Annotated in this window: 11 protein-coding genes and 1 pseudogene; all 12 read right to left on the reverse strand. The window is 43.3% G+C overall.

Annotation, left to right across the window (positions count from 1 at the left end):
* Positions 1–8 precede the first annotated feature (8 nt).
* Positions 9–749 (reverse strand): alpha/beta hydrolase, encoded by a 741-nt coding sequence (locus tag L693_RS0106530; RefSeq protein WP_081752091.1) that lies wholly within the window; start codon positions 747–749, stop codon positions 9–11.
* Positions 750–917: 168 nt separating this feature from the next.
* Positions 918–1,349: an Rrf2 family transcriptional regulator gene (locus tag L693_RS0106540; protein ID WP_025716585.1), complete on the reverse strand. Its 432-nt coding sequence runs from the start codon at positions 1,347–1,349 to the stop codon at positions 918–920.
* Between the two features lie 112 nt (positions 1,350–1,461).
* Entirely contained in the window at positions 1,462–1,728 is a 267-nt protein-coding gene (locus L693_RS0106545; protein WP_013310304.1) for a metal-sensitive transcriptional regulator, read from the reverse strand.
* 77 nt (positions 1,729–1,805) lie between these two features.
* Entirely contained in the window at positions 1,806–2,321 is a 516-nt protein-coding gene (locus L693_RS0106550; RefSeq protein WP_049825081.1) for a DsrE/DsrF/DrsH-like family protein, read from the reverse strand.
* Positions 2,318–2,905 carry a sulfurtransferase TusA family protein gene (locus L693_RS0106555; protein ID WP_025716587.1) on the reverse strand — a complete coding sequence of 196 codons (588 nt, stop codon included), beginning with the start codon at positions 2,903–2,905 and terminating at the stop codon, positions 2,318–2,320. The genes L693_RS0106550 and L693_RS0106555 overlap by 4 nt, the downstream gene beginning before the upstream one ends.
* A 170-nt stretch (positions 2,906–3,075) precedes the next feature.
* Positions 3,076–3,603 (reverse strand): TetR/AcrR family transcriptional regulator, encoded by a 528-nt coding sequence (locus L693_RS0106560; protein ID WP_025716588.1) that lies wholly within the window; start codon positions 3,601–3,603, stop codon positions 3,076–3,078.
* Between the two features lie 148 nt (positions 3,604–3,751).
* A complete protein-coding gene (locus tag L693_RS0106565) occupies positions 3,752–4,378 on the reverse strand; it encodes an HXXEE domain-containing protein (protein ID WP_025716589.1) in 627 nt (208 codons plus the stop codon).
* Between the two features lie 22 nt (positions 4,379–4,400).
* Positions 4,401–4,991, reverse strand: a complete 591-nt coding sequence (locus tag L693_RS0106570; RefSeq protein WP_025716590.1) for a TetR/AcrR family transcriptional regulator — start codon at positions 4,989–4,991, stop codon at positions 4,401–4,403.
* A gap of 220 nt (positions 4,992–5,211) precedes the next feature.
* Positions 5,212–6,444: an aminopeptidase gene (locus L693_RS0106575; protein WP_025716591.1), complete on the reverse strand. Its 1,233-nt coding sequence runs from the start codon at positions 6,442–6,444 to the stop codon at positions 5,212–5,214.
* 44 nt (positions 6,445–6,488) lie between these two features.
* The gene (locus tag L693_RS0106580) at positions 6,489–8,078 is read right to left on the reverse strand and encodes an acyl-CoA synthetase (protein ID WP_025716592.1); all 1,590 of its coding nucleotides are present in this window, start codon (positions 8,076–8,078) and stop codon (positions 6,489–6,491) included.
* Positions 8,079–8,251: 173 nt separating this feature from the next.
* Complete coding sequence (locus L693_RS0106585; RefSeq protein ID WP_025716593.1) at positions 8,252–9,355, reverse strand: hypothetical protein; 1,104 nt, start codon at positions 9,353–9,355, stop codon at positions 8,252–8,254.
* 184 nt (positions 9,356–9,539) lie between these two features.
* Positions 9,540–10,087 (reverse strand): annotated as a pseudogene (locus L693_RS0106595) (GNAT family N-acetyltransferase).
* Positions 10,088–10,352 lie beyond the last annotated feature (265 nt).

Consider the following 10,352-nt stretch of genomic DNA (forward strand, 5'->3'; position numbering starts at 1 on the left):
CGGTGGAGTTAGACCTCGCATTTTGAAATTAAAATAGGTGGTGCTTCCGAGTGAATATATTGCATTGGACTAGCCTTTCTTGCTTTATCTTTGTTCTCCTGAATAGCGCCTCCCACTAGTTTGGACTCTGGAGAATGAGGTGAATCGTGGTCAAAAACGGATGGATACTGGCTCATGGTCAGAAAATCCGTCGGACCAAACCAGTCTACAACTGCTTGAATACTGCTGGACTCATTTGGGTATTCCCTGTCTCCTGTAAACTCTTCATTTCCTTCTGTTAATCCCAACAGTAGTGCAAGATGGGCGCCAGATGAATCTCCCCATACGCCTACTCTTTCTGGATCGATATTATATAAAGACGCATTAGCCTTCAGGAAGCGTACAGCTGCTTTTACATCTTGAATTTGAGCCGGAAATATAGCACTGTCACTGGTTCTATACTGCACACTTGCGATAACATATCCCATTTTTGCAAATTCGCTCAGCTGGGGCACAAAAGCAAAGGTATCCTGTTTTGACCACCCCCATCCACAACCTTGTAAATATATAATCAAGGGATATTTCTCCTGATTTCCCTCTCTGTTGAATAATTCGTCCATAGGGTCACGGTAAATCAACAGATTTAATTTCAATGAATTACCTCCGGCATTGGAGAACTCTATATTCGGAATGAATTGTATGTAAGAGTTCACCTTCTCTTCCCAACGCAGCTCTTTTACTTCTTCTTTAATTTTACTGTTATTTATCATCTGTTTAATCCTCCTCATTTGAGATTCGTTCTTTTAATTAATTTATTTGCAGTCACATTTACCTCACCTCCTATAATGTTCTTCAACATTCCAAGACCGAAAATCTTCATCATAGTCGACGTTGTAATGATAATCATTACAACAGTTATAAAAAAAGATGCCTCCTAATTAAGAAGCATGATTTTTTCGAATGATAAGCTCAGTGATTTCTTGTATAGAAACATTTTGCAATATACTTTCCATCGCATGTTGAGCTTTAATGAGTATAAGCTCAAGAACCTGATTGATATTGGCGCCAACCCAACAATTGGGATTAGGATTTTCATGAGTATTAAACAATTGATCATTCTCAATAGCCTCTACTGCTTTATACACATTATATAAGGAGATCTCAGCCGCTTCTTTTAATAGAAACGAGCCCCCAGTTCCCCTGCGAACACCGATTAATCCGGATTTTTTAAGTAATCGGGTTATTTGCCGTATAATCACCGGGTTTGTATTTACGCTATCGGCAATTTGGTCAGAAGTAAGATAATCAGCACGTACGTGTATAAGGGACAGCATATGAACTGCAATTGAAAATCGGCTGCTAATTTGCATTAAGATCACCTTCCGTTGTAAACATTATATTTACAACGGATTTTTTTGTCAACACCATTTACGATGCATAAATTTTTTCACTTTAAATAACAAATAAACATTTTTATTATGATTAGCGGCTTTTTACAAGCAGCTGAATCGCTTCTTTAACCAGCTTATCCGTATCCCCTCCAGCCTCTTGCTCTTCCAAAATACAACGCTGCAGATTCTCTGCCACAATTTGAGCAATCGCTTTATCTGATGCATTGCGTACAGCTGATAGCTGGCTGACTACATCCTTGCATGACTTTCCCTCATCCATTAAACGAAGTACTCCACGTACCTGACCCTCAATCCTTCTCAGGCGTGTTTTCAGTTCATCACTATAATTGTAATCCACAAGCAATGCAACTCCTTTTTTGACTTACCATATACACGTATAGGTATATTATAAACCAAAAAAATAAATAGCACACCCTAGATAAATAGATTTACCTTCCCTTGCGAAGCCTCACCCAGGTAGGCGGCAACTCCGGCATATTCCAAACCATCAATTAACTCTTCTTGTTGCAGTCCTAACAGATCCATTGACATGGTACAGGCTATGAGCTTAATCCCCTGCTCTCGCGCCAGCTCTATAAGCTGTGGAAGGGATAGCGCATTATGCCTTTTCATGACATGTTTAATCATCCGTGGGCCGAGTCCAGCAAAATTCATTTTGGACAATGCAAGTTTTTGAGGGCCGCGGGGCATCATCCAGCCAAAGGCTTTTTCGAGCAATCCCTTTTTCCTTCGTACAAGTTCATCTTTACGCAGCATGTTTAGACCCCAAAACGTAAAAAATATAGTTACTTCATGATCATATGCCGCCGCCCCGTTCGCAATAATGAATGCAGCAATCGCCTTATCCAGCTCCCCACTGAATAATACAATCGTTGTTTTTTGCTGGGCATGCTCCTGATTCATCGCAACATTTCCTCCTGTTGTAATCATATGGATTGGCTCCCCTTCGTCTCTCCTGTCCATTCGGATATGCCTAAAAGCACAGATTTGACGTTATTAGCGCCTTTAGCTGCTAATAACTGGCAAGCTCTTTCACTGCGTCCCCCAGCTTGGCAAATCACTGCGATTTCTTCATCCAGATTCAGCTCGTTGAGCCTGTTCTCCAGTTCACCGAGAGGGATGGATTTTGATCCAGGAATATGTCGAAGCTCAAATTCCGCGGGTTCCCGAACATCCAGCAGTAATATGTTCTGCTTTCCGGACAATTTCGTCTGCAGCTCTTCGTGGCTAATTGTTGAAGGAAGCATTAGTTCTGCCTTCACTTGTGCAGAATTCGATTTGCGCAGATAATGATGTATTACATCTCCTTTTTGAAGCGTGCCTACATATTGATGCCCGGTGTTCTGTGCCCAGCTCTGAAAATCGGCTAATGAACCCTTGTCAGTTGCCTGAACTTCCATAACCTGCCCTGGATTGAGCTCATTCATAGCCCGTTTTGTTTTTACAATAGGCATAGGACAAGCCAGGCCTTTACAATCAAGAATATAGTCTGCTTGGATGCTATTTGATGACATTGTGTATACCTCCTATTTTTGAACGGGTATTGATTCAATTCGTATATACATATACCCCTATATGTATAAAGATAACGAAGCTCACTCCTATTGTCAACCTATTTAGCGGTTTATGCTCACAAGCAAAAAAAGCCGCGCCAAGGCGCGACTCCAGTTTGCATAAACCAAAATTAATCGTCTATTTTCATCAGTTCCGGTAGATCCAGAGACATCGAGATATTACAGAGCATCCCTCTGGCAAGAAAGAGCATCGTTCTTTGCGATGCATGTTCAATACCTGCATGACGAAATGCACCAAATACGATCGAATGAATATCACGGAATCCCTGCTGCATCACGCTCACAACCACATCCTCCCCGATGGTCTGTGCCTGCATTTGTAAAAGTATCTCATTGCGGTATTCCGTCATAATTTGCGAATAAGCCGTAATCAGCTCCTGCTCTAGCTGTTCAGACGGGGCCGAATGAATAACCTGCTGAAAGGATTCTTGGATGCGCGCAAAGGAAACCTTCAGAGCCTCGACAAGTAATGCTTCCTTGGTAGCAAAAAAGCGGAAAACATACGGCTGGGAAATATTGGCCCGTTCTGCCACTTTAGCTGTTGTAGCTCGATAGTAGCCCATCTCTGCAAACACTTCAATAGCAGCGGATATGATTTCGTTTGTGCGATTTATTGATGTTGACGTAGTTTTAGCCATGACTTATTCATCCTTTTTACTTATCGAGAATTTCCGATAAGTAATTAATCAATTACTAATATAAGTATAAACATCCTCTCATAAAAATGCAACGCCATTGTAAAAAGTCGCTTCTGTCATTGTGACGAAAACGACTTAATTGTAGACACTATTTACGAATGTAAGCTCCCAATTGTTGTTTAGAAAAAGAGTAAGGGGAGTCCTCTCTCTTCAACCACATATTCCCTTTAATGATGAAAATATATACAGCAAGAACAAAGTAAATCGTTCCCAATATCCAGTCCATTCCGGTTGACATGTCGTGCTTCACCACTTCATGAATATACCAAATTCCGACGGGAACATGGACGAGAAGCGCTGTAACCAGGCCAGGATTATATAAGGTTTTTGCTTTGATATTAACAACAATGCCGTGCCAGACGACCTGGAAGAATCCCATAAAAACGGGAGCGAGTCCAAGCCAGATTACTTGTGGAAAACATACGGGGAGCAAATAAAATATATAGGCAATCGCCACATTAATAATCATGGCTGAATGGGTATTTAAGGGATAATGATCCGGTGCTTTACTTTTAAACATCGTACTATTAAATAAACCGGGAAAATATCCAGGCCAGCGGTACTCCTCAAATTGATGGAACAGTATAGCTACAAAGCTTAGCCAGAGTATCCCCGTGATATCAAAAAGGATAGCCCTGTTCATAAGTAGCCCAATGCATATAACCAAACCAATAATTGCGCCTGCATCTTGCCAATATTTTCTTATAAAATTCATAGTAGTCACTCCTATGATTGACTTATTTTTGATCAAAATATCTTTCAAATAACAGGTTTAATTGTTCCTCAATTGACGGTATTTTCGCAACTGCTCCGGATTCAAGTATCGGGCTCATTAGCGCAGGTAGAAAAATTGCTCCGAATAATTGCAGCATCATCGCCAGTAATCGTTCTGGCTGTTCCTCACCTGTCAGCTCCTTAATCGTGCCCTGAACCTTCGGAAACCCCATAATACTTAAAAACCTTCCGTATTCCTGCTGAGATGTAAAGGGCGTACTACCCATGGCAATAATCCGCGAGAGAAGCTCCGGGTATTGGCGAATGACCTGTAAATAATCAAACAAAAATTGTTTCAGTCTATCCTGAGGCGGTAATGCTGTATTGTCCAAGATAGAAAACGTGTGTTGAAAGCCATTCAAAATGACCTCAATAGCTTCACTCAGCAGATTTTCTTTTGAACCAAAATAATAATTAACCAGAGAAATATTAGTGGCCGATAGGTCAGCAATTTTTCTGATAGTAACCGCCTCAAAACCTTCTTTTTTAATGAATTCCAGCGCAGCTTCTAATATCTTTTCTTTGGTTTGTTGTTTTTTGTCTGCCTGATTCATGCATGCTTCTCCTCCTCTTATTTAGTCCACTCAGTGCCAATCAAAGGAACTGAATCCCTTAATCAATCATAAATTTAAACAACGTTTTAAACATTGTTTAAATTGAGTTTAGCACTTTACACTTCACAAATACAAGGGACAATTTTACAATTGGGATACAGAAAAACCCGCAAAACGAAGGGATCGTTTGCGGGTTGCTTGAATTAGATTGAGAAAAAGACTAAATGGCCCAATTTCCTTTGCGAAACACTGCTTCTTTGCTTCCGTCTTGCAGCTCGCCGTCAATATCCAGCTCGGCTGAACCAATCATAAAATCAACATGAGTCAGGCTGACATTAGCACCGTTCCTCAACAATTCCTCCCGACTCATTTGTGTTCCTTTTTCCATATTAAAAGGATACGCACTGCCCAGAGCTAAATGACAGGAGGCATTTTCGTCAATTCCCGTATTGTAAAAAATACGATTGAGATTTGAAATTGGTGAAGCGTGCGGAACCAATGCAACTTCACCCAAATAGCTGGCCCCTTCATCCGTAGCGAGTAAATGAGTCAGATGCTGCTCGCCGGATTCCGCTGTATACTCGGTGACTTTGCCGTCCTTAAAGGTAAAAGTAATGCGATCCACTAGCTGCCCGTTCAAATTTAACGGCATGGTGCTGGTAACATAACCATTCACACCTGTGCGCTTAGGCATCGTGAACACTTCTTCTGTCGGCATATTGGCCACAAAATAATCTCCACGTTCGTTTTCACCACCACCACTGCGCCAGATATGCCCGTCAGCTAGTTTAATTTTTAAATCTGTTCCGGGTGCACGGTAGTGCAAGCTTTTATATTTTTTATGATTCAGCTTGTTTTGCAGCTGTTCAAGATTCTTCAAATGCTCCTGCCAATTTTGAACAGGATCTGAGCCGTCTACACGGTTCATTTGGAAAATCGTATCCCACATGACACGAATGCGATCCTCTTCTGCCACATCGGCAAATACTTTATCAGCCCAAGCCTTCGTTGGCGCTTTAATCAGACACCAGCTAATTTTATGATTCCGGGTATATTGGGAAAAGCCTTCTCTCGCAGTGACCGCCGCCTTCGTCGCACGTGAAACCTTTTGTGGATCAATGTCTTGATACAGATCGGGATTCGGTACCTTGATGGTTAGCGTAGCTCCACCCTCTTCCGCGAGTTTTTCCATCATTTCCGCCTTCCATGCCGGGTAATAATCAAAGCAAGCTTCGTCACCCTGTTCAAAGCGACTGCGTGTAATTTGATCGTCCTCAAACTCTACCTGTACGTATTTGGCCCCTGCTTCATAGGCTTTACTGACAATCAAGCGCGTAAAATCAATGGTTTCCAGCGGTGCTGTAACCAAAAATACCTGTCCGGGCTGAATGTTGACCCCTACTCTCACGACAAGCTCTGCATATTGCTCCAGCAATGTTTCGAATGTACTCATGTTCCCACGCTCCTGTTCCATTTTCATCATATTTAATTTTATAATTACAGTACAGATTGCTTTTCCAATTCACGCAGCACCACTCTTCGAATTTTACCCGAACTGGTTTTGGGAAGTTCCTGAATAAACTCTATTTTTCGTGGATACTTGTAGGGTGCAGTCCATGCTTTAACATGCTGCTGCAGCTCCTTCACCAGTTCCGGTGATTCTTTTACTCCGGCTTTGAGTACAACGAATGCCTTTACGATATGTCCACGCATGGGGTCAGGACTTGCTACAACAGCACATTCCTGCACGGAGTCATGCTTCATAAGCGCTTCCTCTACTTCAAACGGGCCAATGGTATAACCAGAGCTAATAATGATATCATCACCGCGTCCTTCAAACCAGAAATATCCATCCTCGTCTTTGCGAGCCCGATCTCCTGTCACAAAATAGTCACCACGGAGACTGGTTGCTTTGCGTTCCGGATCAAGATAATACGTATGAAATAATGCCGGAAGATCAGCACGCACTGCAATATCACCGACTTGACCTGGCTCCAGTGGAATGCCGTCCTCGTCTATGACCTCAACAAGTCCCGGCGCAATGGATTTACCCATCGAGCCTGTACGCAGAGGTTCGTCCTTCAAGTTACCAATAATTAATGTGCTTTCCGTCTGTCCGTAACCGTCACGAATCGTAATGTTGAACTGCTCCAGAAACTTGTTAATGACCTCCTGATTAAGCGGTTCTCCCGCAGAAACAGCGCTGCGCAATTCAGACAGATCGTACTGATCCAAACCATCCGTCTTCGCCATAATCCGATACTCCGTAGGCGTGCAACATAATACCTGAATCCCATATTCCTGCAGGAAGTGCAAATAACGACCTGGACGAAACGGGCCATTATATACGAATCCGGTCGCCCCATTCCCCAGTACGGATAAAAAAGGACTCCAAATCCATTTTTGCCATCCCGGCGCTGCCGTAGCCCATACAACATCTGAAGCTTGGATATCCAGCCATGGGGATGTGATTCGCAGATGAGCATCCCCCCAGCCATGGCTATGTACAACACCTTTAGGATTCCCTGTAGTACCTGAGGTATAGGCCAGAATCGCCATATCGTCCCGATGTGTCTTCACAGCTTTAAAAGTATCGCGCTGTCCGTCCATCAATTCATCCAGCTCAAGCCAGCCGGGTGCAGGTGCCGGGTTGTCACCGGAAACCATGATCCGATAATCCAGGTCAGGCAAATCATCATTTATTTTGTCCACTTCACCAGTTACTCCGGTCCATGCAACAATTCCTCGTGCTTGTGAATGGCGAAGACGATACGCAATATCCTTAGCCCGCAGCATTTCCGAAGAAGGAATAACGGCGAGTCCCAGCTTCAAGCACGCCAGGTAAATCACATATGCAATAATACGCCGTGGTACTACGACCAGAACTCTGTCTCCTTTATTAAATCCCAGACTCATAAGTCCACCAGCCAGTCGATTAGCCTTTTTTAACAGCTCTCCATAAGTGATCTCCTCGTATTCTCCTGTTTCGCTCAACCACTTGAGTGCTGTTTTACCAGCATTATGGTGTTCCATTTCCGAAGTTATATTGTAATATTCAGGCGCAAGCCACTGCTGCTGATCTGTCAAATTATATTTCCCCTTTGTACATAAGATGAGAGCCATATCTTATTGTAGTATACCACGTCCTAGTACCTGGTTCTAATACCACCATTAATTTTTTTGAAAAAAAATAAATTATATGAACAAACAACAAAAAAAGAGCCTCGTTTCAGACTCTTTTTCTTTCTGCTATAGAGCTTTTAAAACTGGAGTTCCACTATTGTAGATGCGGCTTCTTGCCCGTTCACAAGCAGTATAATACGGTGTGCGCCCGAGTAATGGCGGCGGGTCGTCAGGTCTGCAAAACGGTGTGTGCGCACACCTGTAAGACGGGTTCCCCCTGGAACGGTTTTATCGGAAAGCAGAAATAATTTACGTGAGGCTTGTCCTCTCGCCTTTATAAAGTCGATGCCGTATTCGATGCGGACTCGCACAGGGTCACCTTCCCGAAGTTGAAGTGCATAACTCAGCTCACAGCTATCACCGAGCTTTAACACAGCCGGATCGACGGTAAAAAATGCTTCCGTAACTAGCGGTGATCCGTTCGTTTCTTCGGCATAGCCGAACATGGCCATCACTTCAGGGATGGATTTGCGAATCAAAGTCCGGCAGCCGTGACGCACAATCCAGTCCGTATCAGGGTGCGTGCCTTTCCAGCGCCTAGCCGTAGCTATGATCGTATCGGGATGGTCCTTGGCGATGTCGTTCAGGTTATTCGCTACACTTTTACGTACATACAGTGACGGATCGGCTTTTAGTAATTCCAATACGTTCAATACTGGAGCAGGATCGTGTTTAAACATGGGCAGTGCCTGCCCCCAGGGTAATCTTGGACGGCAGCCTTCACTCGCAAGACGACGGACGTGCTCGCTTTGATGTCCTGCCCAAGCCGTCATCTGCCGCATCATTCTTTCCGGTTCACGGAGTAGAAAGGGTCTCACAGCAAACTCTGCAGAGGATTTTGATGTAAAACGCTCCAGTGCCTTCATGGAGAGGTCCCAATGCTCTTCTCCCTGCCCGTACACCTCTACAAAGTCCGGGAAGAATAAGTACGGAAAACCGCTGCAATGCTCGTCTATGGCAAACAGGATAGCCAAGGCTTCTTCATAGCGATTTGGCAAGTACGTTCCCAATGTTAGTGAAATTCGTCGCATCCGGGCTTTTAGCTCCAGTTCGTCCCATTCTTCATTCATAACTTGACGGATAAATCCGTTGGTATCAAACGAGCTATAAGCAGTTTGTACTCTTTCACCGAAAAGGCGAAGAAATTCCTCTGTGTACATATTTTTTAAAGGCTCAGCCATCATATATCTCCTTTGTATCCGAATGTAACGATAAATTTATACCTTTGTCTATGATAACCATAAACCGTAACGCAACACCAGGACCAAAATGAAGTACATCATTATAACTGAACAATACAAATTTCATTTTATCCATACCCCTTTCAGCGGACGAATCGGCTTCGTTCCTTCCCGGTAATCGGGTCTAATTTCGGTTAGCTGTCTCTGCTTCATTTTTTTCACGAATGTAGGCATCAAATAACTCAGGATTCACTACTTTACGCAGTAATGCATCATCCCATCCCCTGTTCCACGGTCAAAAGCTTGAATACGTTCATATCCCCAGCGCTCGTACATAGATAGCAGATATGGATGCTTCTCCGCTGTCGCCAGTGTCACCGCAGGGGCACCCACCTGATCACGAATAATCGCCTGCTCTACCCAATTCAGCAGTTTTCTCCCATATCCTTTGCCCTGTGCAGCCGGGTCCACGGCGAACCACATCACAAACGGTAAATCGGTTATAAAATCAAGAGCTCTATTTTTCAGATGGCTAACCGTAGCCTGGATGACGCCATCCACTTCCAGCACATAGCAGTCATTATTTTTAATGTTCTCCTGAATGAGAGCAACGTTTGCCTGAGCGGCAGGCCACTGCAGCCCCAACTGCCGAATCGTTTCGTATGCCTCATACGTCACATACTGCAATCTTTCGGCGTCCTTCTGTTGTGCTAGACGATAGATTTCGCTCATATTAACCCGCCTCACTATATTGTTGTTTATAATGTTCTAAGTTGCTTAAAAGAATAATTAATCCTATCTATTTAATCAGATATAAAGAATAATATTACTGTAGCATGCTTACTATCGCAGCGACTAATTAATTTTTTCTATAACTACATTTAAAATAACAATGATCTTGTAACACAGTCATTAAAAAAGCCGAGAGCGATACACCCGCTATTCGGGGTAACGCTTTCGGCTTATAGCTTATACACGGATGCGGCTATGGCAGGCG

Source organism: Paenibacillus sp. 1-18, from assembly GCF_000520755.1.
GTDB classification, from domain to species: Bacteria; Bacillota; Bacilli; order Paenibacillales; family Paenibacillaceae; genus Paenibacillus; species Paenibacillus brasilensis.